Raw genomic sequence first — 26,301 nt, 5'->3', positions numbered from 1 at the left:
CCGGTAGTCAAGACCACTTCCTGGTGGGACCGCGGGTGGCGCGGTGCGCCCAGCACGGCGTGTGCCAATGCCGGCGGTCCTCGACGTGACCCGCGCCTGTCCCGGACACCGAATCGATCGGCCACACCACCAAATGAGCTGAGCCGGAGCGGATTTCGTGATCACAGCCCGGGCAGCGATAGGTCTTGACCGCTCGGGCCGCCGCGACGGGACGGACCTCGTACTCGTGTCCGTCGGGCCCGACCTCCACCCGGCGCAGCAGCGGCGCCGACGGCCGCTGCCTGCGTGGCGGTGGGCGGCGCCGAGGCATGCGATCAGTCTAGTGACGGGCTTCAGAACAGCCGGTACTCGTCGTTGTCCATGCCCCGCATCTTGTCGTAATCCAATGTCACACAACGGATCCCGCGATCGACGGCCAGGGTGCGCGCCTGCGGCTTGATCTGCTGCGCCGCGAAGACCCCTTGCACCGGCGCCAGCAGGCTGTCCCGGTTGAGCAGCTCGAGGTAGCGGGTGAGCTGCTCGACGCCGTCGATCTCGCCGCGCCGCTTGATCTCCACCGCCACCGAGCCGCCGCGTTCGTCGCGGCACAGCAGATCGACGGGGCCGATGGCGGTCATGTACTCGCGACGCACCAGCGTGTACCCCTCGCCGAGCAGCTGGACGTGCTCGGCGAGCAGCGCCTGCAGGTGCGCTTCGACGCCGTCCTTGACCAGCCCCGGGTCCACGCCGAGATCGTGGCTGGAGTCGTGTTCGATCTCCTCGACGGTGATGCGCAGTTGTTCGCCCGCCTTGTTTTCGACAACCCACACCGGGGGGTCACCGGCCTGCTCGCTCAGCCAGCACGGCGGGCTCATCCAATTCAGCGGTTTGTAGGCGCGGTCGTCGGCGTGCACACTGACCGATCCGTCGGCCTTGAACAGCAACAGCCTGCGCGCGGAGGGCAGGTGCGCGGTGAGCCGGCCGACGTAGTCCACGGTGCATTGAGCGATCACTAGACGCACCCGACTCACCTTAGAGCGTGGCCGACAAATTAGGCTGACGCCACCATGTCGGCCAACACGTCCTTGGCACAACGAATAGGCCGGGTGCTCGAGCGCGTCACCCGTCAGAGCGGCCGTCTGCCAGAGACGCCGGCGTACGGCTCCCTGCTGCTCGGTCGGGTGTCGGAAAGCCAGGGCCGCCGCCGGGTGCGCATCCAGATCATCATGACGGTGCTGGTGCTGGGCGCGAACCTGATCGGCATCGCCGTCGCGCTGTTTTTGGTGACGGTCGCCATCCCGGTGCCGAGCGTGTTCGACGACGCGCCGGCGTGGATCACGTTCGGTGCCTCCCCGGCCTACATCGTGGCGGCCTCGGCGTGGGGCACGTACTGGATCACCCGCCGGACCGTGATCGCCCTGCGCTGGGCGATCGAAGAGCGCGAGCCGACTCCAGAGGACGAGCGCAACACCTTTGTCGCGCCGTGGCGCATCGCCCTCGTCGACCTCGTCTTGTGGGGCGTCGGGACGATACTGCTGACGACGCTGTACGGCATGGTCAACACGCTCTTCATTCCGCGATTCCTGCTCGTCGTGAGCTTTGGCGGGGTGGTGGTCGCCACCGCTAGTTACCTGCTCGCGGAGTTCGCGCTGCGGCCCGTCGCCGCCCAGGCGCTCGAGGCCGGTCCACCGCCACGACGGTTCGCGGCGGGCATCATGGGCCGCACGATGGTCGTCTGGTTCCTCGGTTCGGCCGTGCCCGTCATCGGGATCATGATGCTCGCTCTGTTCGAGCTCGTGCTGCGCAATCTGACCCAGACGCAGTTCGCGGTGGCCGTGTTGATCGTGTCGATGGCTCCGTTGATCTTCGGGTGCGTCCTGATGTGGATCCTGGCCTGGCTCACCGCGACACCGGTGCGGGTGGTCCGTGCGGCGCTGGCGCGCGTCGAGCGCGGCGATCTGCGGGGGGACCTCGTGGTGTTCGACGGTACCGAACTCGGTGAGCTGCAACGCGGCTTCAACACGATGGTCGACGGCCTGCGGGAGCGGGAACGCGTCCGCGACCTCTTCGGCCGCCACGTCGGGCGTGAGGTGGCGCTGGCCGCGGAACGCGAACGGCCGAAGCTGGGCGGCGAAGAACGCCACGTCGCGGTCGTCTTCATCGACATCGTCGGGTCGACGCAGCTGGTGACGAGCCAGCCGCCGGCCGAAGTCGTTGCGGTGCTGAACCGTTTCTTCGCGATCGTCGTCGAGGAGGTCGACCGCTACTGCGGGCTGGTCAACAAATTCGAAGGCGACGCGACGCTGGCCATCTTCGGCGCGCCCAACCGCCTGGACAGTCCCGAAGATGCGGCGCTGGCCGCCGCGCGGTGTATCGCCGAGCGCCTGGCGGACGAGATGTCCGACCTCGAGGCCGGGATCGGCGTGGCCGCGGGCCAGGTCGTCGCCGGAAATGTCGGCGCCAAAGAACGATTCGAATACACCGTCATCGGGGAGCCGGTCAACGAGGCGGCGCGGCTGTGCGAGCTCGCCAAGTCACACACCAACCGTCTGCTCGCGACGGCCGACGCCATCGAGGGCGCAAGCGAAAACGAGCGGGCCCGTTGGTCATTGGGCGAAACGGTCACCCTGCGCGGGCACGAGCGCCCCACCCGTTTGGCGTCGCTCGTCGACGCCCCTTCATCCGCTCAGTAGGGCTTCGGCGGGCTCAGACCGCCACCTGGCGGTGGCGACTCTGGTTGCCGCCGCACCGTTTGGCTTCATACATCGCGGTGTCGGCCTGGGCGACCAATTGGTGGAACGCGTGCTCGGCATAGTCCGAGACGACGCTGCGCAACGCGAGGGTGGCGATCCCGACGCTGGCGGTCACCGATGCGTTCATCGCGGCTATCGCGTCACAGAGCTGTCGGCCCCACTCTGGCAGCTGGTCCGCGGTGACGATGTCGGCGACCAGGAACTCCTCCCCGCCGACGCGGCCGACGATCGCGGTCTCTCCGCAGGCGGTCGTCAGGGTGCCGGCCACCTCGATGAGCGCCTCATCGCCGGCCGCGTGCCCGCGGGTGTCGTTGAGCTCTTTGAAGCGGTCCAGATCGACCATGGCCACCGCCAAGAACATGTGATGCGCGCCCGCGAGCATCCGGCCGACTATCTCCCTGTCGCAGGCTCGCCGGTTCAGCAGGCCGGTCAGCGGATCGCGGTTGGCACGCGAGAGATCAACCCACAGGGCGCGCACCACGACCTGGATGGCGAGCGGAACGACCACGTTGAGTTCCAGAACCAGGAAGTAGCCGGTGAAGGCCAACACTGCTTGCCCCTCGGCGGCCAGACGCACCGCCTGCCAGGCCCCGATCGCGCTGGCCACGCCGAGGTTCAGCGCCATGAGCCTGGTGGTGTGGAAGAACGCGATGTAGCCGCCGGTCACCGAGAGCGCCGAGCAGGACATCAGCCCGACGAGCGGCTGGGGCTGCCACAGACAGCCGCCGCCAATGGATACGCAGCCGGTCATGATGTAGAAGATCGACTGGCGCCGGGTGGGCCATCCGCTCAACCACAGCACCGCCATGCCCAGTCCGATCACGGCGGACACGACCGAAACCGTCAGCGCCACATGGGGATACAACGGCTCGGGGCCCCAGTACACATTGACGGGCACCAGCACCAACGAGGACGCCACGACAGCCAACACCCTGCGGGTGTTGGTGCTCAGCCCGTGCGCTTGCAAATAACCTGTCAGCCAATCGAAGTGGTCGTCCTGCCCCCACCACGTCGCCAGCCGCTTCATCGGTTCGCCTTTCCCCGAACTCACTCACCCCGTCGGGTCACGCCGTCAGAGCCGGCGAGTTGGGTCACAGTAAATACCATCGCGTGCGGGAAGTACCTCGAATCGACAAGAAAGCCGCTCCGACGTGAGGCCAACCGACACCGATGCGTGCCCGCCCACCACGATGTCGCTTTCCCGCTAGTTTTGTCGGTGCCCGGGTGTAAGTCTGGAAGCGTGCACGACGATTTCGACCGCTGCTACCGCGCCGTCCAGTCCAAGGACGCCCGGTTCGACGGCTGGTTCGTCACCGCGGTGCTGACCACCCGGATCTACTGCCGGCCCAGCTGCCCGGTGCGGCCGCCGTTCGCCCGCAACGTGCGGTTCTACCCCACCGCGGCGGGCGCCCAGCGGGCCGGCTTTCGGGCCTGCAAACGGTGCCGTCCCGATGCCTCTCCGGGTTCCCCCGAATGGAACGTGCGCGGTGACGTGGTGGCGCGCACGATGCGGCTGATCGCCGACGGCACCGTGGACCGCGACGGTGTGGGTGGTCTGGCCGCCCACCTCGGTTACACCACTCGCCAGCTCGAACGGCTCCTGCAGGCCGAGGTCGGCGCCGGCCCGCTGGCACTGGCCCGGGCGCAGCGCGCCCAGACCGCCCGCGTGTTGATCGAGACGACGGACCTGCCGTTCGGCGACGTCGCATTCGCCGCGGGCTTTTCCAGCATCCGTCAGTTCAACGACACCGTGCGATCGGTGTTCGAAGGCACACCGAGCGCCCTGCGCCGGCGCGCGGCCGCCCGTACCGCGTCCGAGGACAATTCGCCTGGCACCGTGTGCCTTCGGCTCCCGGTGCGCACACCCTTCGCCTACGAGGGCGTCTTCGGCCATCTCGCGGCCGGCGCCGTTCCCGGTTGCGAGGAGGTCCGCGATGGCGGGTACCGACGCAGCTTGCGCCTTCCGTTCGGCAACGCCATCGTGAACCTGACGCCCGCCGTCGACCATGTCCGTTGCGTCCTCGTGCTCGACGATTTCCGCGATCTGACCACGGCGATCGCCCGCTGCCGGCGGCTGCTGGACCTCGACGCGGACCCGGAGGCGGTCGACGAAGCGCTGGGCGCGGACGCCGGACTGCGACCCGTCGTGGCCAAGGCGCCCGGGCAGCGCATTCCGCGCACCGTCGACGAAGCCGAACTCGCGGTGCGCGCAGTGCTCGGGCAGCAGGTGTCGACCAGGGCCGCGAGCACCCATGCCGGGCGGCTGGTCGCCGCGTACGGACGGCCGGTCAACGACGCCGAGGGAACGTTGACCCACACCTTCCCCTCGGTCGAGGAGCTCGCCGAGATCGATCCCGTCCATCTGGCGGTGCCCAAGGCCCGCCGCCGCACGCTGAGCGCATTGGTTGCCGGCCTCGCCGACGGCAGCATCGTGCTGGACACCGGATGCGACTGGGACAGTGCCCGCAGACAGTTGCTCGCGCTGCCCGGGGTGGGCCCCTGGACCGCGGAAGTGATCGCGATGCGCGGCCTTGGCGACCCCGACGCCTTCCCCGCCAGCGACCTCGGGCTGCGCCTGGCCGCCAAACAGCTGGGATTGCCGTCCGACGAACGCTCCCTCGTGGAACGCGGCGCCCGTTGGCGCCCCTGGCGTTCCTATGCCACCCAATATCTTTGGACCACTCTCGAGCATCCCGTAAACCATTGGCCGCCACAGGAGGTCGCATGATCGAGTACCGCACCATCGACAGCCCCATCGGATTGCTGACCCTGGCCGGTCGCGGCTCCGTATTGACGAACCTACGGATGGTCGACCAGACCTATGAGCCGAGCCGCGCCGGCTGGTCGCCGAACCCGCGGGCGTTCGGCGCCGCCGTCGAGCAGCTGGCCGCCTATTTCGCCGGCGAGCGCACCGACTTCGATTTCGAGTTCGACCTGCACGGCTCCGAGTTCCAGCGGCGCGTATGGAAGGCGTTGCTGACGATTCCCTATGGGGAGACGAGGTCATACGGATGGATCGCCGAGCAGATCGGCGCTCCGGGGTCCGCGCGCGCCGTGGGATTGGCCAACGGGCACAATCCGATCGCGATCGTGGTGCCCTGCCACCGGGTGATCGGCTCGAACGGCAGCCTCACCGGCTACGGCGGCGGCCTGCAGCGCAAGCGCGCCCTGCTGGATCTGGAAAAGACCCACAGTTGCGCAACGCTGTTCGACTGACCGCCGGCGGTGGTCGCGTTTCTTTTGCGAGGTCCGTCGTACGACGCTATCGTCCATATTTGTGGACGACAGTGCGAAGGATCCGGCGGTGGTGCTGCCGTATCTGGTCGGGAGACCCCTGGCGGCCACCGAGGTCTACGAAGCGTTCGGCTACCGCAAGTCCGCGTACTACAAGGCGGCTCGCGAGGGCAGGCTGATCACCGCCGACAACCTGATCAGGGCGGCCAAGTATTTGGGGTTGAACCCGGTCGACCTGCAGGTCCGCTACGGTCTGATCGACCCTGACTCGGTCACCGAGTACCTGGAGTCCCAGACCGGCCCGCCCAGGCTGCGCGACCTTCGCCCCGATCCCAACAGTCCGCCCGTCTGAGCGGCACTGCCGGACCGTTTGGATGATCAAAACCGCACTCATCGTCGTCACCTTGGCCGCCCTTCTGTGCAGCCTGTGGATCCGGCGTTACACGTGGCGCTCCCGATGGGAGGCCGGCGCCACCCGCAACATCGCACTGCATGGCTGCGCGGTGCTGCTGATGTCGCACTGGGCCGCGGCCGCGCTCGGACCCCCGCTGCACCGCGTCTTCGGGCTGTGGAACGTGCAACACCTGCTCGGACACATCTGCTGGATCTTCGCGGTGACGGCGATCATCCGCCATGGGCTCATCCGCCTGGTCGACGAAGCCCACGAGAGCGAGCTGTTGCGCAAGCACGTCACGCGCCCGCTACGCATCGCGGTTCCGCTGCTGGTGGTTCTGTTCGTCATCGCCGACGAGGGCCATCACCTCGACTTCTTCGCGGCCCCCGCCGACTTCTGGCTGCTGGCTTACTGGCTGGTCCTGGGCGCCCTGATGATCTACCTGCTCTCCTACGCCGGGCGAGTGCTGCTGATCCTGCGGACGGATCCCCGCTCAACGACGACCGTCGACCTCTACCTGATCTCGGCGGGATTCGGGGTGGCGGCGAGCGTGATTCAAATCGGCACCGCCTGGGCGGGCACGGACATCGCCTTGCCCGTCTGGTTGTGCGCCTGCCTGAGCGCCATCGGCTTCGCCTACGGATCCGCGCGATCGTGGCAGGCCAAGGTGGCCTGGTTCACGTCCGGCAAGTAGGCCATCCGGCGCCTTCGGCGACCTGAGCGTTTATCCGCCCACCACGTGCCGGGCTACCACCATCGGGCGGAACCCGTAACGCTGCCCGACGATCTTGCCCCCGGCCCCCCGGCCCGTGCCCGACAGCGGGATGCCGCGGAGCAACCCGCTTCCCTTGGCTTCGGCGCCGGCGCCGACGGTGCTGACCGCCGGCGCGGCTGTGTCCGCGCTTGTCGCCGGAGCCGCGGCGGCCCAACTCTGCGGCACCGACAAGTGACCCACCGTGGCCGCCCTGCCCAGACCCGCCGTCACGGGCGAGGACGCACCCGAGGACACCGGGCCACCGCCGAGCGTTCCTCCCACACCGCGCAAGGTGGCCGCGGCCGTCGCGGCTTTGCCGTCACCGGCGGCCGGCATCACGCCTTCCCAGATCTTCATCATGTGCTCCCAGTCGCCCGCGTGGTTGTAGGCCATACCAAGGTGGTTGGTATACAACGAGGTCAACTTTTTCCAGGACTCCGATGCCGACGATTCGGATGCCCCTGACGAGCCTTCCACCACTGCGCTGGAGACCAACGTTGGGTTTGCTAATCCGGAGGTGGAGGCACCGGGTTGCGTGCTTGTTTCGGCCGCCGTGTCGGCGGCATGGGCGACCGCGGCCGCTTGACCGCCCTCCCCCGCCGGGTTGGTGGTGGAGGGCGGCTGGTCGAACGGGGGCAACGCCGAGGCGCCGGCCGACGCCGCGGCGTAGCCATACATCGCGGCCGCGTCCTGGGCCCACATCTCGGCGTAGTGGGTCTCGGTGGCCGCGATCGCGGGCAGGTTCTGGCCGAAGAAATTCGTTGCGATCAGCATCATCAACTGGGCGCGGTTGGCCGCGATCACCGGTGGCGGAACCGTCATCGCGAACGCCGCCTCGTAGGCCCCCGCGGCGGCCTTCGCCTGGACCGCCGTCTGTTCGGCCTGTGCGGCGGTCGCGGTGAGCCACGCCACGTAGGGGGCCGAGGCGGCGGCCATCGTCGCCGACGCCGGACCCAGCCACGCGCCGGTGAGTTCGGCGATCAACGAACCGTAGGAGGCTGCGGTGGTGTACAGCTCGATGGCCAACCCGTCCCAGGCTGCGGCGGCCGCCAGCATAGGCCCCGAACCCGCACCGACGTACATCCGCCCGGAGTTGACCTCCGGCGGAAGCGCCCCGTAATCCACTAAGTGGTCCCCTCGTCTTGTCGGCGACGGCTGTCGCACGCGCGCCGACGCCCCCCGAAACTGTGGTCAGATACTTGTGCGCGGGTACCGTCCAGCGCAGCCGCCGGCGTCGGCCGTCGAATCACGAACGCGATGCCGATCCTCGGGCACGGCGGTCATCTCTTATGAGTGGACGTTTGTACACATATGTGATCGTAAGAACATATATGTACATATGAGTTCACAGATATGAACTGAATCTAGCTGAAAATGAACACTTGTCTTTAGCAATACACTATTGGGCGCGCAGCCCTTAACCTCGCGGTGGAGCGGCTTTCAGCGGCCGTTCAGCACCGTTGAATCGGAACCAGCGAGGAGAGAATCACCGTGTCGTTCGTGACCACCCAGCCCGAAGCGTTAACCGCCGCAGCCCAGAACTTGGCTGCCATCGGCTCGGCGCTGGCCGCACAGAATGCAGCGGCATCGGCGCCGACGATGGGAGTGGTACCCGCGGCAACCGATGAGGTCTCCGTGCTGGTTGCCGCGCAGTTCGCCACGCACGCCCAGATGTATCAGACCGTCTGCGCCCAGGCCACGGTGATTCACGACAGCTTCGTGAGAATGCTGCACTTCGGCGCCGGCTCATATGCGGCAACCGAAGCCATCAACGCCGCCGCGTCCAGCTGAGGCGGGTGCGACGTGCTGGATTTCGGAGCGTTACCCCCGGAGATCCATTCGGAGCGCATGTATTCCGGCCCGGGCTCGGCCTCGATGATGGCCGCCGCGTGGGCCTGGAATCTGCTGGCTGCGGAGTTGGATTCCGCGGCCAACGACTACGACAGGATCATCACGCAACTGGTGAGCGAAGAGTGGATGGGCCCCGCCTCGGCCCAGATGGCCGAGGCCGCCAAACCCTATGTGGCGTGGATGCGCACCACCGCCGTGCAGGCCGAACAGGCCGCCGTTTCGGCCAGGGCCGCGGCGGGCGCCTACGAAGCGGCGTTTGCCGCCACGGTGCCCCCACCGCTGATCGAAGCCAACCGCGCCCAACTCGTCCAGGCGGTGTCGACCAATGTCCTGGGCCAAAACACGCCGCTGATCGTTCAGCTCGAGACGCAATACGCCGAAATGTGGGCGCAAGACGCTACGGCGATGTACGGCTACGCGGGTCAGGCCGCGCCGGTCACCCAGGTGACACCGTTCACCCGGCCGGCGGAGACCACCAATCCGGCCGGCGAGGCCATGCAGGCGGCCTCGGTCGCTCAGGCGGCCGGCACCTCGGCCGGGGCGGAGTCGGCACAATCACAGTTGCTGTCCTCGGTACCGCCCACACTGCAGGCACTCTCGTCGCCCGCGGCGGCGAACACGGAACTGCCGCCGATCACCGACGTGCTGGAACAGAACCCCGTGTTCGACATGTGGGCCGAATACGCCAGCCCTGCCCAGAACACCCTCGCGATGATGTATCGCGTTACCGGGATGTCGACCCACTTCCTATCGCTCTCAAAGGGTTTGGCTCCCGCAGCCAAGGCCGCCAGTGAGGGAGCGAAGGCCGCCGCGAGCCTGCCCGCCGTGGGCGCATCGCTGCGCGGGCTGGCCGGTGGCGGCGGCGCCATATCGGCGACTTTGGCTTCTGCGGCGCCGGTCGGCGGCCTCTCCGTGCCCCCCGCCTGGACCTCCGCGGCGGGCCCGGCGGTCGCCTCCGGAGCCTCGTCGATTCCGGTCAGCCGCTTCATCACCACTCCCGAGACATCGGGACCCGGAAACCTGTTGGGCGGTATGCCGCTGGCGGGTGTCGGCGGGGGTTCGACCGGCGCCGGCCCGCGCTACGGGATCCGCCCGACGGTGATGGCCCGCCCGCCGTTTGCCGGCTAGCCGAGCAACAACGTCCCGAGCAATCGGGTCGAGATCCGGCTCAGCGCACCGCCGTTGGCATCGCGGAGGGCGCTGCACCCGGCTCGGCCGTGGCCCGTCGACCGCGCGTACCGCGTCGCCGGCTTACGGACACGGGACGCTGCGATCCCGCATGCCGGTGTAAATCCCTGTGCGCCAGTGGTTTTGGCTACGAATGCAAAAACACCCCCGTTGCCGGGGGTGTTTTTGTGTATGTTCGGCGGTGTCCTACTTTTCCACCCGTATGGGCAGTATCATCGGCGCTGACAGGCTTAGCTTCCGGGTTCGGAATGGGACCGGGCGTTTCCCTGTCGCTGTGGCCGCCGTAACTCTATTTAAATTTGTTTGGTGGGGGGTGCGGTGTTCAAGCTTCCAGCGGCAAAATGCCGCCGAAATGGACTGTGGTTGCGATTGTGTGTTGGTAAGTTTTCGGCCGGTTAGTGCCAGTTCCCTGCACTCATTGCTGAGCTTCCAGGTCTGGCCTATCGAACCCGTGGTCTGCGGGGGGCCTTATCCCTCTAAAAGGGTGAGAAACCTGATCTTGGAGAAGGTTTCCCGCTTAGATGCTTTCAGCGGTTATCCTGTCCGAACGTGGCTATCCAGCCGTGCTCCTGGTGGAACAACTGGTATACCAGAGGTTCGTCCGTCCCGGTCCTCTCGTACTAGGGACAGGTTTCCTCAAGTTTCTGACGCGCGCGGCGGATAGAGACCGAACTGTCTCACGACGTTCTAAACCCAGCTCGCGTGCCGCTTTAATGGGCGAACAGCCCAACCCTTGGGACCTGCTCCAGCCCCAGGATGCGACGAGCCGACATCGAGGTGCCAAACCATCCCGTCGATATGGACTCTTGGGGAAGATCAGCCTGTTATCCCCGGGGTACCTTTTATCCGTTGAGCGACACCCCTTCCACTCGGGGGTGCCGGATCACTAGTCCCGACTTTCGTCCCTGCTTGACTTGTAAGTCTCGCAGTCAAGCTCCCTTGTGCACTTACACTCGTCACCTGATTGCCGTCCAGGTTGAGGGAACCTTTGGGCGCCTCCGTTACATTTTAGGAGGCAACCGCCCCAGTTAAACTACCCGCCAGGCACTGTCCGTGAACCCGATAAGGGTTCGACGTTAGGTGTCCAATACGATCAGAGTGGTATTTCAACAACGACTCCATACAAACTGGCGTCTGTATTTCACAGTCTCCCACCTATCCTACACAAACCGTACCGAACACCAATACCAAGTTGTAGTGAAGGTCCCGGGGTCTCTTCGTCCTGCCGCGCGTAACGAGCATCTTTACTCGTAGTGCAATTTCGCCGAGTCTATGGTTGAGACAGTTGGGAAGTCGTTACGCCATTCGTGCAGGTCGGAACTTACCCGACAAGGAATTTCGCTACCTTAGGATGGTTATAGTTACCACCGCCGTTTACTGGGGCTTAAATTCTCCGCTTCACCTTACGGTTAACGGGTCCTCTTAACCTTCCAGCACCGGGCAGGCGTCAGTCCGTATACATCGTCTTGCGACTTCGCACGGACCTGTGTTTTTAGTAAACAGTCGCTACCCACTGGTTTCTGCGGCCGGATCCCGCTCCCACCGCAAGGGTGTTCACGGTATTCCGGCCCCCCTTCTCCCGAAGTTACGGGGGCATTTTGCCGAGTTCCTTAACCATAGTTATCTCGTACGCCTTGGTATTCTCTACCTGACCACCTGTGTTGGTTTGGGGTACGGGCCGTGTATGTGCTCGCTAGAGGCTTTTCTTGGCAGCAGAGGATCACCGAATTCACCTCAATCGGCTATGCATCACCTCTCAGGATTAATGAGCGACGGATTTGCCTATCGCTCTCCCTACAGGCTTGCCCCAGTATTACCACTGACTGGTACGGCTACCTTCCTGCGTCACCCCATCGCTTGACTACTACCAGCGAAGGTCCCACGCAGCCCCGAAACTCCATGCCCCCGAAGGGGAATGGTCGATCCGGTTTTGGGTGGTTAGTACCGCTGATTCATCAGGGACGCCCATACACGGGTACGGGAATATCAACCCGTTGTCCATCGACTACGCCTGTCGGCCTCGCCTTAGGTCCCGACTCACCCTGGGCGGACTGGCCTGGCCCAGGAACCCTTGGTCTTACGGCGGGCAAGGTTCTCACTTGCCTTATCGCTACTCATGCCTGCATTCTCACTCCCCCACCCTCCACCACCGGTCACCCGGAGGCTTCGCTGAATGAGGGACGCTCCCCTACCCACATCCACGTAAACGTGAATGTGCCGCGGCTTCGGCGGTGTGCTTGAGCCCCGCTACATTATCGGCGCATAATCACTTGACCAGTGAGCTATTACGCACTCTTTCAAGGGTGGCTGCTTCTAAGCCAACCTCCTGGTTGTCTCTGCGACTACACATCCTTTTCCACTTAGCACACGCTTAGGGGCCTTAGCCGGCGATCTGGGCTGTTTCCCTTTCGACGTACGGAGCTTATCCCCCGCCGTCTCACTGCCACGCTTTACACCACGGCATTCGGAGTTTGGCTGACGTCAGTAACCTAGTAGGGCCCATCGGCCATCCAGTAGCTCTACCTCCGTGGTGAACCACGCAACGCTGCACCTAAATGCATTTCGGGGAGAACCAGCTATCACGGAGTTTGATTGGCCTTTCACCCCTACCCACAGCTCATCCCCTCAGTCTTCAACCTAAGTGGGTTCGGGCCTCCACGCGGTCTTACCCGCGCTTCACCCTGGCCATGGGTAGATCACTCCGCTTCGGGTCCAGAACACGCCACTACACCCCAAAGGGGATGCGCCCTATTCAGACTCGCTTTCGCTGCGGCTACCCCGCACGGGTTAACCTCGCGACGTGTCCCTGACTCGCAGGCTCATTCTTCAAAAGGCACGCCATCACCCCACAAGGAGGCTCTGACGGATTGTAGGCACACGGTTTCAGGTACTATTTCACTCCCCTCCCGGGGTACTTTTCACCATTCCCTCACGGTACTAATCCGCTATCGGTCATCGAGAAGTATTTAGGCTTACCGGGTGGTCCCGGCAGATTCACAGCAGATTCCACGGGCCCGCTGCTACTCGGGAATTGATACAAGGTAGGTGACGGGTTTTCGCGTACCGGGCTCTCACCGTCTACGGCAGACCATCCCAGGCCACTTCCGCTAACCACGACACTTTCTGACTACCCCTCAGCCAGGTAGAGCTGAGATGTATCCTCCCACAACCCCGCACACACAACCCCTACCCGGTATCACATGCGTGCGGTTTAGCCTGTTCCGCGTTCGCTCGCCACTACTTACGGAATCACAATTGTTTTCTTCTCCTACGGGTACTGAGATGTTTCACTTCCCCGCGTTCCCTCCCGCACCCTATATATTCAGATGCGGGTAACACGACATCACTCGTGCTGGGTTTCCCCATTCGGAAATCCTCGGATCAATGCTCGGTTGACAGCTCCCCGAGGCATATCGCAGCCTCCCACGTCCTTCATCGGCTCTCGATGCCAAGGCATCCACCATGCGCCCTTAAACACTTACTTACACACAAAAACTAAAGAAGAAATTACACATTTCGACGAACGCATCAGCCCTAAGGACTATGCGCTCATCTAGATGCTCGCAACCACTATCCAATACTCAAACACCACACCCCACCACCAAGATGGAGGGACTCCACACGGATCGACCGAGTGTTGTCTCAGGGCCCAATAGTGTGTCTGGCAATCATTTGCTGTTGTGCACCCGGCCCCCGTCCACTACAGACGGGAACCCCTCACGGCTCGCACCCCACCAATTGGAGTGCTTTTCGTGGTGCTCCTTAGAAAGGAGGTGATCCAGCCGCACCTTCCGGTACGGCTACCTTGTTACGACTTCGTCCCAATCGCCGATCCCACCTTCGACAGCTCCCTCCCAAGGGTTAGGCCACTGGCTTCGGGTGTTACCGACTTTCATGACGTGACGGGCGGTGTGTACAAGGCCCGGGAACGTATTCACCGCAGCGTTGCTGATCTGCGATTACTAGCGACTCCGACTTCATGGGGTCGAGTTGCAGACCCCAATCCGAACTGAGACCGGCTTTAAAAGGATTCGCTTAACCTTGCGGCATCGCAGCCCTTTGTACCGGCCATTGTAGCATGTGTGAAGCCCTGGACATAAGGGGCATGATGACTTGACGTCATCCCCACCTTCCTCCGAGTTGACCCCGGCAGTCTCTCACGAGTCCCCGGCATTACCCGCTGGCAACATGAGACAAGGGTTGCGCTCGTTGCGGGACTTAACCCAACATCTCACGACACGAGCTGACGACAGCCATGCACCACCTGCACACAGGCCACAAGGGAACGCCTATCTCTAGACGCGTCCTGTGCATGTCAAACCCAGGTAAGGTTCTTCGCGTTGCATCGAATTAATCCACATGCTCCGCCGCTTGTGCGGGCCCCCGTCAATTCCTTTGAGTTTTAGCCTTGCGGCCGTACTCCCCAGGCGGGGTACTTAATGCGTTAGCTACGGCACGGATCCCAAGGAAGGAAACCCACACCTAGTACCCACCGTTTACGGCGTGGACTACCAGGGTATCTAATCCTGTTCGCTCCCCACGCTTTCGCTCCTCAGCGTCAGTTACTGCCCAGAGACCCGCCTTCGCCACCGGTGTTCCTCCTGATATCTGCGCATTCCACCGCTACACCAGGAATTCCAGTCTCCCCTGCAGTACTCTAGTCTGCCCGTATCGCCCGCACGCTCACAGTTAAGCCGTGAGATTTCACGAACAACGCGACAAACCACCTACGAGCTCTTTACGCCCAGTAATTCCGGACAACGCTCGCACCCTACGTATTACCGCGGCTGCTGGCACGTAGTTGGCCGGTGCTTCTTCTCCACCTACCGTCAATCCGAGAAAACCCGGACCTTCGTCGATGGTGAAAGAGGTTTACAACCCGAAGGCCGTCATCCCCCACGCGGCGTCGCTGCATCAGGCTTGCGCCCATTGTGCAATATTCCCCACTGCTGCCTCCCGTAGGAGTCTGGGCCGTATCTCAGTCCCAGTGTGGCCGGACACCCTCTCAGGCCGGCTACCCGTCGTCGCCTTGGTAGGCCATCACCCCACCAACAAGCTGATAGGCCGCGGGCCCATCCCACACCGCAAAAGCTTTCCACCTAAAGACATGCGCCTAAAGGTCCTATCCGGTATTAGACCCAGTTTCCCAGGCTTATCCCGAAGTGCAGGGCAGATTGCCCACGTGTTACTCACCCGTTCGCCACTCGAGTACCCCCGAAGGGGCCTTTCCGTTCGACTTGCATGTGTTAAGCACGCCGCCAGCGTTCGTCCTGAGCCAGGATCAAACTCTCCAAACAAAAACTCCTCGATGAACGAGGTGAATTTCAAATCAGAGATACCTGACAAGACACCAAATAACTGGCATCAAAAATTGCCATACCCACACACGGGGAGTGCTAGGTATGGCCAAAAAAACAACAACAAATAAAAAGACCAAACACACTATTGAGTTCTCAAACAACACTTGTTTCGCCCGTTTTGGGGCAACCCTGCCAGCTTAATACAAGTCCGGCAGTGGAGTCAACTCCCAGTTTTGGTCTTCCAGAGACCGAGTCGGGAGCAGCCGTGCCAGGCTAGTACCAATCCAGCGAGGGAGTCAAGGCCCCGCTCTCGTCCACCTTCGCGTCGGTGATCGCGCTTGTGGGGCACTGACTTTGGTTACTCTACCCGCTCGATCTCCGCTCCCAAAATCGCCAGGTTTTCCACGAACAACGGGTAGCCGCGATCGATGTGGAAGACGTCGTGAACCTCGGTGTCGCCGTCGGCGACGAGCCCCGCCAACACCAGGCCGGCGCCGGCCCGGATGTCCGAACACCACACCGGCGCGCTCGACAATTGCGGCAGCCCACGCACGACGGCATGGTGCCCGTCGGTGCGGGCGTCGGCGCCCAGCCGGATCATTTCCTCGACGAAACGAAAGCGCGCCTCGAATACGTTCTCGGTGATCATCGACGTGCCATCGGCGATCGACGCCAGCGCGATCGCCATGGGCTGCAGGTCGGTGGGAAACCCGGGAAACGGCAGGGTCGCGACATTGACGGCCTTCGGGCGCTCGTACTGGGCCACCCGGAAGCTGCTTTCCGTTTGGGTGACGGTGGCGCCGGCGTCGTGCAGCTTGTGCAGCACCACCTGCAGGTGCGCCGGGTCGACACCGGTGACCGAGATGTCTCCGCGGGTCATCGCGGCGGCGATGCCCCACGTGGCGGCGACGATGCGATCCCCGATGACGCGGTGTTCGGTCGGGTGCAGCCGCGGGACGCCGGTGATGGTCATCGTCGGCGAACCGGCGCCTTCGACCTGCGCGCCCATCTGGTTCAACATCGTGCAGAGGTCGACGACGTCGGGTTCGCGCGCGGCGTTGTGGATCGTGGTCACGCCTTCGGCCACGACCGCGGCCATCAGGATGTTCTCGGTGGCGCCCACCGACGGAAACTCCAACTGAATCTCCGCGCCGCGCAACGTATCAGCCTGCGCCACGACGCATCCGTGTTCGATGTTGCATTGCGCGCCCAGCTGGCGCAGGCCGGCCTGGTGCATGTCCAGCGGCCGCGAGCCGATCGCGTCTCCGCCGGGAAGGGCGACGCGGGCCCGCTTACACCGACCGACCAGTGGACCAAGTACGCACACCGAAGCCCGGAACTGGCGCACCGCCGCGAAGTCGGCATCGTATTTCGGCTCGTCGGGCGAGGTGATCCGGGCGACGTCACCGTCGAGTTCGACGGTTGCCCCGAGGCCGCGCAGCACCTCGGCCATCAGCGGCACGTCGAGGATGTCGGGGCAATTGGTGATGGTGCTGGTGCCTTCGGCCAACAACGCCGCGGCCATCAGCTTGAGCACGCTGTTCTTTGCGCCCCCCACCGCGACTTCGCCGGACAACCGGTTGCCGCCGGTCACCACGAATCGCTCAGCCACCCGGGTCAGTCTAGTGAAGCGGTATCGGCTTGTCAGTCGGCCGGCTTGCCAGCGAGCCCGTATGCCAACGAGCCAAGTCTTGGCCCCTACACGCGCCGCAGTACCGTTTTGCTCATGGCAGTGCACCTGACCCGCATCTACACGCGGACCGGCGACGACGGCACCACGGGATTGAGTGACTTCTCCCGGGTCCCGAAAACCGACCCCCGCCTGGTGGCCTACGCCGACTGCGATGAGGCCAACTCGGCGATCGGCGTCGCCGTCGCCGTCGGTCAGCCCGACGACGAGCTCAAGGCCGTGTTACGCCAGATCCAAAATGACCTCTTCGACGCCGGCGCGGACCTGTCCACCCCTGTGGTGGAAAACCCCGAGTACCCGCCCTTGCGGGTCACCCAGCCCTACATCGACCGGCTCGAAAAGTGGTGTGACACATATAACGAGTCGTTGCCGAAGCTGAATTCCTTTGTGCTGCCGGGCGGTTCGCCGCTGTCGGCGTACTTGCACGTGGCGCGCACCGTGGTGCGCCGAGCCGAGCGCTCGGCGTGGGCGGCGGTCGACGCCGCCCCGCAGCAGGTCAACGTCCTGCCCGCGAAATACCTGAACCGCCTGTCGGATCTGCTCTTCATCCTGTCGCGCGTGGCCAACCCGGACGGCGATGTGCTGTGGAAGCCGGGCGGCGGGCAAGCCCCCACAAGTTAGCCGGCACCGCAGGACGTTCGGTGATGCGGGCTAGATGCTGCGCCGGCGGGAACGCGGCGACGGGCGCGACTCCAGCCACGACAGGAACGCGGTCAGCGCACCCTTGTCGAAGGCGATCTCGTAGCCAGACCTGCGGTCCTGGGTCGTGTCGCGCAGTTCGATGACGACGATCTCGTCGGTCATGATGTCGAATTCGTCGCCACGCGGCGCGCGCCGGGCCACGATCTCAACGCCTCGCCGGCTCAGCCGCCGGTCCGGCCACAGTCGCAGGCTGGAGAGCCGGTAGAACGCGGCTTCGCCGCCGCGGTAACGGATTACACCATGCCGCCAGCCGTGACCGCCCACCGCGGGAACGTCGCGCATGATCCCCGCCGTGCCGCCCTGGCGCAGCTTCCACAGCCGATAACTCAACGCAACGACGGCGGCCGCCAGCACGACGACGAGCACGACCATGGCGGTCATGGGCGCGCTCATCGGCGCTTAGTCGATCGCGCCGACGGCGCGCAATCTGGCGCGCCCCCTGGCGGCGATACGCGGATCGTCCGACTCAGAAGCCTCTCTCGCGGCGCTCTCGTCGATCTCCGACTCGAACTCGGCGGATTCGGCCAGGATGGTCACCGTCTCCTCGGTGACCGACAAGAATCCGCCATCCACCGCGACCCGGAGATCGTCGTCGCCCTCTCGTTCGACGCGCACCATTGCGTCGTCGACCAATTGCGCTACCAACGGGATGTGCCGCGGCATGATGCCGATCTCACCGACGGTGGTGCGGGTGAACAGAAACGTTGCCGCACCCGACCAGATCTTTCGGTCGACGGCGACGATCTCAACGTTCAATTCGGCCATGCCACAGACCCCTTCGATAGCGTGCGAGCCCGTTTCGGCCCGGGTGCAAGTTAGAGCTTGGCGCCAAGGCTCTCTGCCTTCTTGGCCAGGTCGTCCAGACCGCCGATCAAGAAGAAGGCCTGCTCGGGCACGTGGTCGAACTCGCCCTTGGTCACGCGGTCGAACGCCTCGATGGTCTCCTTCAGCGGAACCGTCGAACCCGGCTGACCGGTGAACTGCTCGGCCGCCATCATGTTCTGCGACAGGAACCGCTCGATGCGCCGCGCCCGCTGCACCAGCTGCTTGTCCTCTTCGGACAGCTCGTCGATACCGAGGATCGCGATGATGTCCTGAAGGTCCTTGTACCGCTGCAGGATTCGGATGACTTCCTGGGCCACGCGGTAGTGCTCGTCACCGACGACGCTCGGGTCGAGGATGGTCGAGCTCGAGGCCAGCGGGTCCACTGCGGGGAAGATGCCCTTGGAGAACACCGAACGCGACAGCTCGGTGGTGGCATCCAGATGCGCGAAGGTCGTCGCCGGCGCCGGGTCGGTGTAGTCGTCGGCGGGCACGTAGACCGCCTGCATGGACGTAATCGACTTGCCCCGCGTCGAGGTGATGCGCTCCTGCAGCTCCCCCATCTCGTCGGCCAGCGTGGGCTGGTAGCCGACCGCCGAGGGCATACGACCGAGCAGCGTCGACACCTCCGAACCGGCCTGGGTGAACCGGAAGATGTTGTCGATGAACAACAACACGTCCTGGCCGGCCTCGTCACGGAACCACTCGGCCATGGTCAGCGCGGAAAGCGCCACTCGCATACGGGTACCGGGCGGCTCGTCCATCTGACCGAACACCAGCGCGGTGTCCTTGAGCACGTCGGCCTCTTGCAGTTCGACCCAGAGGTCGTTGCCCTCGCGGGTGCGCTCCCCCACCCCGGCGAACACCGACGTACCACCGAAGTTACGGGCGATGCGGTTGATCATCTCCTGGATGAGCACCGTCTTGCCGACACCCGCACCACCGAACAGCGCGATCTTGCCACCACGCACGTACGGGGTGAGCAGGTCGACGACCTTGAGGCCGGTTTCGAGCATCTCGGTGCGAGGCTCGAGCTCTTCGAACGGCGGTGGCTTGCGGTGAATCGACCAGTGCTCGAGCTCTTCTCCGTAGCCCGGCTTGTCGAGGCAGTGCCCCAGGACGTTGAAGACGTGGCCCTTGACCTCCTGGCCGACGGGCACCGAGATGGAACGACCCGTGTCGGTCACCTCGACCCCACGCACCAGGCCGTCGGTGGGCTGCAGCGAGATGGTGCGCACCAGGTTGTCCCCGAGGTGCTGGGCGACCTCGAGCGTGAGGGTCTTCGCCAGTTCCTCGAACGTGATCTCCGCGTTGAGCGCGTTGAACAGTTCCGGCACGGAACCGCGGGGGAACTCGACGTCGACGACGGGCCCGGTGACCCTTACCACCCGGCCGCTGGTGTCGCTCTTGGCCGACTTCGTGGACTTCTCGTCGGTTGCTGTCGTAGCAGGCATAATTTCTTTCGCTTCCTAGTGGTGCTACCTAGCGGGCGTCGGCGAGCGCGTTTGCGCCACCGACGATTTCGCTAATCTCCTGGGTGATCTGGGCCTGCCGCTCGCGGTTCGCCATCAGCGTCAGGGCCTTGATGAGGTCGTCTGCGTTGTCGGTGGCCGACTTCATCGCGCGTTGGCGCGAGGCCAGCTCCGATGCCGCCGATTCGAGCAGCGCCTCGTAAACACGGGTGGTCAGGTACCGCGGCAACAGCGACTCGAAAAGCGTTGTCGCATCCGGCTCGAACGAATACAACGTTCGCACTTCGGGCGGTTCCTCGACATATTCGACCACCATGGGGGCGATCCGGTGTGCGACCGCCGCCTGCGACAACATCGACTTGAACTCGCTGTAGACGATGTGCAACTCGTCGACGCCCTCGACGTCGGACTGGCCTTCGTCCTCGTCGCCGGTGCCCAGCATGAACGCGTTGACCAGCGTCTCGCCGATCTCGGCGGCGTTCTCGTACTGCGGCTGCTCGGAGAAGCCGGTCCAGGAGCCGCTGATGTCCCAGTTGCGGAACTTGTAGTAATTCAGCGCTTTACGGCCGACGGCGTACAGCACCGGCGTCTTGCCTTGTTCCCGCAGCAAGGAGAAGAGCTCCTCGGCGCGGCGGAAGATGCTCGCGTTGTAGGCACCGCACAGACCTCGGTCCGACGTCACCACCAGCACGCCCGCCCGCTTCGGTTCGGGCCGCTCGACGAGCAACGGGTGGTCGAGGGCGGCCTCGGCGGCCAGCGTGGTGAGCATCGCGGTGATCTGGAAGGCGTACGGTCTGGCGGCGTCCAGCCGCGCCTGAGCGCGACCGATCCGCGACGTCGCGATCAGCTCCTGGGCCTTGGTGATCTTTTTGATCGACCCGGCCGAGCGGATGCGTCCGCGCAATTCACGAAGTGTGGCAGCCATAGGTTGCTACTTCTTTGCCTTCTTCTTGGGTGCGGGCTTGGTGACCTTCACCGATTCCTTTTCGAGCTCGCCCTCATCGAGCGCCTCGACGTGCTCGTCGGGCACCACCGATCCACCACCGGTGGCGGCGAAGCCCTTCTTGAAGTTGTTGATGACCTTCTCGAGTTCTTCGGCCGCCTCGTCGGAGAGCTTCTGGGTGTCGCGGATCCCCGACAGGAGTTTCTCTTCGGAGGCCCGGATGTGGTCCAGCAATTCGGTTTCGAAGCGCCGGACGTCCTCAACGGGCACCGAGTCCAGGTGGCCACCGGTGCCGAGGAAGATCGAGATCACCTGCTCCTCGACGGGCATGGGCTGGTACTGGGGCTGCTTGAGCAGCTCCACCAGCCGCGCGCCACGGTCCAGCTGGGCCTTCGACGTCGCGTCGAGGTCGGAGGCGAAGGCCGCGAACGATTCCAATTCGCGGAATTGCGAGAGGTCCAAACGCAGCGAGCCCGCCACTTCCTTCATCGCCTTGATCTGGGCGGCGCCGCCCACGCGGGACACCGAGACACCGACGTTGATGGCCGGCCGCACACCCTGGTTGAACAGGTCGGACTCGAGGAAGCACTGCCCGTCGGTGATCGAGATGACGTTGGTGGGGATGTAGGCCGAAATGTCGTTGGCCTTGGTCTCGATGATCGGCAGACCGGTCAGCGAGCCGCCACCGAGTTCGTCGGAAAGCTTGGCGCAACGCTCCAAAAGCCTTGAGTGCAGGTAGAACACGTCACCCGGGTAGGCCTCGCGGCCGGGCGGGCGGCGCAGCAGCAGCGAGATCGCGCGGTATGCCTCGGCCTGCTTGCTCAGGTCGTCGAAGACGATCAGCACGTGCTTGCCGTCGTACATCCAGTGCTGGGCGATCGCCGAACCGGTGTAGGGCGCAAGCCATTTGAACCCGGCCGAGTCGGACGCCGGCGCCGCGACGATGGTGGTGTAGTCCATCGCACCACCCTCTTCGAGCGCGCGCCGGACCGAGGCGATCGTGGTGCCCTTCTGGCCGATGGCCACGTAGACGCAGCGCACCTGCTTGCGCTCGTCGCCGGACTCCCAGTTCTGCCGTTGGTTGAGGATGGTGTCGACGCAGACGGCGGTCTTGCCGGTCTTGCGGTCGCCGATGATCAGCTGGCGCTGGCCGCGGCCGATCGGCGTCATCGCGTCGATGGCCTTGATCCCGGTCTGCAGGGGCTCTTTCACGCTTTGCCGCTGAACCACCGAGGGCGCCTGGATCTCCAGGGCGCGCCGGACGTCGGTTTCGATGTCGCCCTGACCGTCGATCGGCTGGCCCAGCGGGTTGACCACGCGGCCCAGGAACGCGTCGCCGACGGGGACCGAGAGGACCTCGCCGGTGCGCTTGACCTGCTGGCCCTCTTCGATCTTCTCGAAGTCACCCAGGATCACCGCGCCGACGTTGTGCTCGTCGAGGTTGAGCGCGACGCCGAGCACGCCGCCGGGGAACTCGAGAAGTTCCTGGGTCATCACGGACGGCAGGCCTTCGACGTGGGCGATGCCGTCACCGGCGTCGACGACGGTACCGACCTCTTCGCGGGCGGTGTCGGAGGTGAAAGAGCCTACGTACTCCTCGATGGCGCTCTGAATGTCACCAGCGGAGATTGTCAACTCGGCCATGGCTTTTCGTCTTCCTACTTGATCTTCGTAACGCGTGCGTCGGGATGGATTTGTGGTTGGTCTGGGGTGGTCAGTCGGGCAACTGCGCCTCGGCCGCGGTCAGACGGGACGCGAGCGTTCCGTCGATCACTTCATCGGCCACCGAGATGAGCAGCCCGCCCAGCAGTTCGCTGTCGATCTGCAGCTGCACCGCCACCGGGTGACCATAGATGCGGCTGAGCACCTCGGTCAGGCGGGTGCGCTGGGCGTCGCTCAGGTCGGCCGCGGCGCTGACCTGCGCGACGACTTCGCCGCGGCGCGCCACCGCGACCTCTGCGAGGAACTGGATGGCCTCCTCGGCCGGCTGGCCCCTGAGCAACTCGACCGTCTGGGTCAGCAGCGCGGCCGCGATCGGATGAACCTTGGTGCTCGCGCTGTCGAGCACCTTGCGCAGCAACGCAACTCGGCCTTCCACCGGAACGGCGTAGTCGCCCAACAAGATCGCCAGTCGTGGTTGCGCGTCCAGGATGCGCGAGAACCGGAACAGTTGTTCCTCGATCTCGTCGACCTTGTCCTCACGTTCGGCGACTTCGAGCAGCGCCTGCCGCGAGACATGCTCGAGGGCGTCGATGAGGTCGGAACTGGCCGACCAGCGCTCCGATACGGCCGAGCGCAGAACGTCGAGGGTAGCGTCGCCGACCTGGCCGGCGAGCAACCGCTCGATCAACCGGGTCCTGGGTTCCGCGTCCTCGGCGGGCACGGTGAGGTACCGGGTGACAACGATTTCGCGGTCCAGCATCTGCGCCACGGAGACGAGTTCGCCGGACAGGGTGGAAAGTCCCTTGTTGTCAAGGTCTTTGGTGATGGTGCTGAACCACTCCGAGAGGTTGGTCAGCGCGACACGGCTCGACGAGCGCATCTTGGTCATCAGCGGATACTGGACATCCGCCGAGGCGGGCGCCATCGCGTCGAGGTCGTCGAGGAATCGATCCACGGTGGCCGATTGCTGTGCGGAGTCGGCGACGAAGTTACGCACCAGCTCGCCGGCCTGGCGCACCGCTTCGTGACCGAGTTCCAGGCGCAGCTGACGACTCAGCTGGGTACGCAGCAGGTCGACCTGGCGGCCGCCCTGCGACTTGATGCGTTCCGCCTCGACACCGGCCTGGGCCGACAACTGCTCGGTGATGCGCTTGGAGTCCGACTCCGCCTCTTCGACAACGCGTTTCGACTCTGCCTTGGCGTCCTCCACGGCCTTGCTGTGGGCGGTGGTCGACTCGGTCAACCGATCGCTCGCCGCGGCCGCGTCCTTCAATTGCTGGCGCACCGTGGCCTGCCGCGCGGCCATCAACCGACGCACCGGCGGCACGACATAACGCACCACCAGGAACACGATGGCCGCAAAGCCCACCAACTGGCCGATGAAAGTCGACATACGTAATTACCGTCCGGATGTCTTGGTTGCGGATGTGGTCGCTGCAGCGGGGGCGACGTCGACGCCGAGGATGCGACTGGCCAACGTCGCCGCCATGGACGCCACGTTGGCACGCAGATCCAGTTCCACGGCGTCCCTTTCCCGCTTCAGTTGCTGGGCGGCCAGCTGCAACGTCGAGGACACCTCTTGCTCGGCCCGGGCCCGCGCCTCTTCCACGACCTTACGGCCCTCGGCGCGCGCGTTGTCGCGTAACGACGACGCCTGCACTCGGGCTTCGGTCATGGCTTCTTCGTAATCGGCCTGGGCGGCCTCGAACTGCTCGGCCGCCTTCTTGGTGTCGGCGGCCGTCTTGGCAACCATGGCGTCGCGTTCGCGCAACACCTTCATGACCGGCGGCACGACGAACGTGCCGATGACGGCCAGCACGATCAGGAAGATGGCCAGCACGAAGAAGAAGGTGCCGTTGGGAACGAGGAAGTTGTTGCCTCCCTCTGCCACCACCTGGCCGGACGCCAGAACGCTCAGGCTCGCGTCACCCATCACAGCGAACTAGGTGCCGACGGGTGTTGCGAAGACGAACAGCGCCATGAAGGCCAGGTTGATGAAGTAGGCCGCCTCAACCAGACCGACGGTGATGAAGAACGGCGTGAACAGCCGACCTTGCGCCTCGGGCTGCCGGGCGATCCCGGAAACCAGCGCGTTACCGGCGATACCGTCACCGATACCGGCACCGATCGCGCCGCCGCCCATGATGAGTCCACCGCCGATGAGTGCAGCGGCAGCGACTTGGGGGTCCAGAGCCATTCTTATCCTCCTTGATATCTGGTAGGGGTCTACCAGGCCTCTGTAATGGTGCGTGGGACAAAACAATTCATGGTGGCTTTAGTCATGGTGATCCTCGATCTCCATGGCTTGACTGAAGTACAAGATGGTCAGAATCGAGAAGATGAAGGCCTGGATCGCCCCGACGAACAGGTCGAAGGCCTTCCAGATCGCGTTGGGCGCCCACATGATGTACGGCGGGAACAGCGCGATCAGCGCGACCAGGATGCCGCCGGCGAAGATGTTGCCGAAAAGTCGCAGCGACAACGAGATTGGCTTGGCCAGCTCCTCGACGACGTTGATCGGCGCCAGGAACGCCACGTGGCCCTTGAGCACGGCGAGGGGGTGTCCGACGACGCCGCGGCGCCAGATGCCGGCCACGTGGTAGCAGACAAAGACGAAAAGGGCCAGCGCCAGAACGTAATTGATGTCCGCCGCCGCCGACTTCAGCAGCTCGGTGGTGTGCCCGGAGGCGTCGGTGTACTGCAGCGGGAGCACCGACAGCCAGTTGGAGATCAGGATGAACACAAAGATGGTGACGGCCAGCGGCAACACGAACGGCGCGATCCGCATGCCGACCGCGCTCTCGATCTGGTCGCGCATCTGGACCGTGATGGCTTCCCAGAACAACTGAACACCGCTGGGGACACCGGTCGAGGTGATCTTCGCCCGCAGGAAGAAGGCCAGCGCGAGCACGATCAGCGCGGCGATCCCCGTCGACATGATGGTGTCGGTGTTGACGGTCATGCCGAGCCAGGTGGCGTGGTTGTGTTCGCCGACCTCGATCGCACCTTCGGCCAGAAACGTCGTCTCAGGCATCGGTGGTGTTCCTTCCTTCCGTACCTTCCGATCCTGCGTTGACGCCGCCCCCGGCACCGTCCGCGGATTCCGCCCAGTCGCCGGCGCGCAGCTTCTTCCACACCGGCAGCGCCGTCGATGCCACCAAGAGGATCTGGAAAAGCGCCAATCCGAACACCACGCCCAGGCCGGCGGGCCGGAAGACGTAGGCGATGATCAGCCCGATGACGGTGATGATGGCCAGCCGAGACGCCGAGTTGACGGCCATCGACCTTTTCAGCGGGTGATCCTTCGCGGTGATCGACTCAACGGAGCGACGCACCAGTACCGCATTGAGCAAACCCAGCAGCAGCCCGATCCCGAAGAAGACGCCAACCATCAGGTGACCGGACAGCCCGGCTGCGAGCACCGCCACCGCCGTGATGGCAATGCTGATCGCGAAGAGCCGAACCGGACGGAAAGCAACAGAGGGAAACACCAACGGCGCGTCCTGCGCTGGTGTCGTCACTGCAGCACCTCAATCCCAGGTTGGTGAACGGGAACC

Annotated in this window: 23 protein-coding genes and 3 rRNA genes; 8 read left to right on the top strand and 18 right to left on the bottom strand. The window is 64.6% G+C overall.

Going from position 1 to position 26,301, the window contains the following annotated elements; translation table 11 throughout:
- Positions 1-7 precede the first annotated feature (7 nt).
- Complete coding sequence (locus tag P6281_RS06860) at positions 8-310, bottom strand: hypothetical protein (RefSeq protein WP_080552542.1); 303 nt, start codon at positions 308-310, stop codon at positions 8-10.
- 22 nt (positions 311-332) lie between these two features.
- Positions 333-1,001, bottom strand: coding sequence for an endonuclease NucS (gene nucS / locus P6281_RS06855; RefSeq protein WP_008254859.1), 669 nt, complete (start codon positions 999-1,001; stop codon positions 333-335).
- Positions 1,002-1,046: 45 nt separating this feature from the next.
- Here nucS and P6281_RS06850 point away from each other — a divergent pair, with 45 nt between their 5' ends.
- Positions 1,047-2,672, top strand: a complete 1,626-nt coding sequence (locus P6281_RS06850; RefSeq protein WP_014384080.1) for an adenylate/guanylate cyclase domain-containing protein — start codon at positions 1,047-1,049, stop codon at positions 2,670-2,672.
- A gap of 13 nt (positions 2,673-2,685) precedes the next feature.
- Here P6281_RS06850 and P6281_RS06845 read toward each other — a convergent pair whose 3' ends face one another.
- The gene (locus P6281_RS06845; RefSeq protein ID WP_008254855.1) at positions 2,686-3,759 is read right to left on the bottom strand and encodes a GGDEF domain-containing protein; all 1,074 of its coding nucleotides are present in this window, start codon (positions 3,757-3,759) and stop codon (positions 2,686-2,688) included.
- Between the two features lie 213 nt (positions 3,760-3,972).
- On the opposite strand from P6281_RS06845, the gene P6281_RS06840 reads away from it, so the two are divergent.
- From P6281_RS06840 to P6281_RS06825, 4 genes are all read left to right on the top strand, one after another.
- Positions 3,973-5,460 carry a DNA-3-methyladenine glycosylase 2 family protein gene (locus tag P6281_RS06840; protein WP_014941506.1) on the top strand — a complete coding sequence of 496 codons (1,488 nt, stop codon included), beginning with the start codon at positions 3,973-3,975 and terminating at the stop codon, positions 5,458-5,460.
- Complete coding sequence (locus tag P6281_RS06835; RefSeq protein ID WP_008254850.1) at positions 5,457-5,948, top strand: methylated-DNA--[protein]-cysteine S-methyltransferase; 492 nt, start codon at positions 5,457-5,459, stop codon at positions 5,946-5,948. The genes P6281_RS06840 and P6281_RS06835 overlap by 4 nt, the downstream gene beginning before the upstream one ends.
- A gap of 61 nt (positions 5,949-6,009) precedes the next feature.
- Positions 6,010-6,318 (top strand): hypothetical protein, encoded by a 309-nt coding sequence (locus tag P6281_RS06830; protein ID WP_008254847.1) that lies wholly within the window; start codon positions 6,010-6,012, stop codon positions 6,316-6,318.
- A 22-nt stretch (positions 6,319-6,340) separates the two neighbouring features.
- Positions 6,341-7,054 (top strand): hypothetical protein, encoded by a 714-nt coding sequence (locus P6281_RS06825; protein ID WP_008254846.1) that lies wholly within the window; start codon positions 6,341-6,343, stop codon positions 7,052-7,054.
- A gap of 30 nt (positions 7,055-7,084) precedes the next feature.
- On the opposite strand, the gene P6281_RS06820 is transcribed toward P6281_RS06825, so the two are convergent.
- A complete protein-coding gene (locus P6281_RS06820) occupies positions 7,085-8,239 on the bottom strand; it encodes a PPE family protein (protein ID WP_043954605.1) in 1,155 nt (384 codons plus the stop codon).
- Positions 8,240-8,605: 366 nt separating this feature from the next.
- Between P6281_RS06820 and P6281_RS06815 the strand changes: the two genes are divergently transcribed.
- Together P6281_RS06815 and P6281_RS06810 are read left to right on the top strand one after the other, a co-directional pair.
- Positions 8,606-8,905 carry a PE family protein gene (locus tag P6281_RS06815; protein ID WP_008254840.1) on the top strand — a complete coding sequence of 100 codons (300 nt, stop codon included), beginning with the start codon at positions 8,606-8,608 and terminating at the stop codon, positions 8,903-8,905.
- A 12-nt stretch (positions 8,906-8,917) separates the two neighbouring features.
- Complete coding sequence (locus tag P6281_RS06810) at positions 8,918-10,093, top strand: PPE family protein (RefSeq protein ID WP_014384078.1); 1,176 nt, start codon at positions 8,918-8,920, stop codon at positions 10,091-10,093.
- Between the two features lie 233 nt (positions 10,094-10,326).
- Here the strand turns inward: P6281_RS06810 and rrf are convergent.
- The 4 genes from rrf to murA form a co-directional block, all read right to left on the bottom strand.
- A 5S ribosomal RNA gene (rrf, locus tag P6281_RS06805) occupies positions 10,327-10,439 on the bottom strand.
- Between the two features lie 89 nt (positions 10,440-10,528).
- Positions 10,529-13,637 (bottom strand): 23S ribosomal RNA (locus P6281_RS06800).
- A gap of 282 nt (positions 13,638-13,919) precedes the next feature.
- Positions 13,920-15,450 (bottom strand): 16S ribosomal RNA (locus P6281_RS06795).
- The 16S, 23S and 5S rRNA genes sit together here, the layout of an rRNA operon.
- Before the next feature lie 361 nt (positions 15,451-15,811).
- Positions 15,812-17,065, bottom strand: a complete 1,254-nt coding sequence (murA, locus tag P6281_RS06790; protein WP_008254832.1) for a UDP-N-acetylglucosamine 1-carboxyvinyltransferase — start codon at positions 17,063-17,065, stop codon at positions 15,812-15,814.
- Positions 17,066-17,179: 114 nt separating this feature from the next.
- Between murA and P6281_RS06785 the strand changes: the two genes are divergently transcribed.
- A complete protein-coding gene (locus P6281_RS06785) occupies positions 17,180-17,764 on the top strand; it encodes a cob(I)yrinic acid a,c-diamide adenosyltransferase (RefSeq protein ID WP_036454908.1) in 585 nt (194 codons plus the stop codon).
- A 30-nt stretch (positions 17,765-17,794) separates the two neighbouring features.
- Here the strand turns inward: P6281_RS06785 and P6281_RS06780 are convergent, their stop codons facing one another.
- The 10 genes from P6281_RS06780 to P6281_RS06735 all read right to left on the bottom strand — a co-directional run bounded on the left by P6281_RS06780 (position 17,795) and on the right by P6281_RS06735 (position 26,265).
- Positions 17,795-18,238 carry a DUF2550 domain-containing protein gene (locus tag P6281_RS06780; RefSeq protein WP_009955321.1) on the bottom strand — a complete coding sequence of 148 codons (444 nt, stop codon included), beginning with the start codon at positions 18,236-18,238 and terminating at the stop codon, positions 17,795-17,797.
- Positions 18,239-18,244: 6 nt separating this feature from the next.
- The gene (locus tag P6281_RS06775; RefSeq protein WP_008254826.1) at positions 18,245-18,610 is read right to left on the bottom strand and encodes a F0F1 ATP synthase subunit epsilon; all 366 of its coding nucleotides are present in this window, start codon (positions 18,608-18,610) and stop codon (positions 18,245-18,247) included.
- Positions 18,611-18,660: 50 nt separating this feature from the next.
- Positions 18,661-20,121 carry a F0F1 ATP synthase subunit beta gene (gene atpD / locus P6281_RS06770; RefSeq protein ID WP_014384076.1) on the bottom strand — a complete coding sequence of 487 codons (1,461 nt, stop codon included), beginning with the start codon at positions 20,119-20,121 and terminating at the stop codon, positions 18,661-18,663.
- Between the two features lie 28 nt (positions 20,122-20,149).
- Complete coding sequence (locus tag P6281_RS06765) at positions 20,150-21,064, bottom strand: F0F1 ATP synthase subunit gamma (protein WP_008254818.1); 915 nt, start codon at positions 21,062-21,064, stop codon at positions 20,150-20,152.
- A 6-nt stretch (positions 21,065-21,070) separates the two neighbouring features.
- Positions 21,071-22,726 carry a F0F1 ATP synthase subunit alpha gene (gene atpA, locus P6281_RS06760; protein ID WP_008254816.1) on the bottom strand — a complete coding sequence of 552 codons (1,656 nt, stop codon included), beginning with the start codon at positions 22,724-22,726 and terminating at the stop codon, positions 21,071-21,073.
- 70 nt (positions 22,727-22,796) lie between these two features.
- Positions 22,797-24,137, bottom strand: coding sequence for a F0F1 ATP synthase subunit B/delta (locus tag P6281_RS06755; RefSeq protein ID WP_008254814.1), 1,341 nt, complete (start codon positions 24,135-24,137; stop codon positions 22,797-22,799).
- A gap of 6 nt (positions 24,138-24,143) precedes the next feature.
- Positions 24,144-24,677 carry a F0F1 ATP synthase subunit B gene (locus P6281_RS06750; protein ID WP_008254811.1) on the bottom strand — a complete coding sequence of 178 codons (534 nt, stop codon included), beginning with the start codon at positions 24,675-24,677 and terminating at the stop codon, positions 24,144-24,146.
- 9 nt (positions 24,678-24,686) lie between these two features.
- The gene (locus P6281_RS06745; protein ID WP_024636915.1) at positions 24,687-24,935 is read right to left on the bottom strand and encodes a F0F1 ATP synthase subunit C; all 249 of its coding nucleotides are present in this window, start codon (positions 24,933-24,935) and stop codon (positions 24,687-24,689) included.
- Between the two features lie 84 nt (positions 24,936-25,019).
- Positions 25,020-25,778 carry a F0F1 ATP synthase subunit A gene (atpB, locus tag P6281_RS06740; RefSeq protein WP_008254800.1) on the bottom strand — a complete coding sequence of 253 codons (759 nt, stop codon included), beginning with the start codon at positions 25,776-25,778 and terminating at the stop codon, positions 25,020-25,022.
- Entirely contained in the window at positions 25,771-26,265 is a 495-nt protein-coding gene (locus P6281_RS06735; protein ID WP_014382086.1) for an ATP synthase subunit I, read from the bottom strand. Before P6281_RS06735 ends, atpB begins: the two co-directional genes overlap by 8 nt.
- Positions 26,266-26,301 lie beyond the last annotated feature (36 nt).

Origin of the sequence: Mycobacterium sp. 5-140-3-2 (assembly GCF_035666375.1) — a bacterium.
Taxonomy (GTDB): domain Bacteria; phylum Actinomycetota; class Actinomycetes; order Mycobacteriales; family Mycobacteriaceae; genus Mycobacterium; species Mycobacterium intracellulare.
This window is presented reverse-complemented; position numbering and strand designations above follow the sequence as displayed.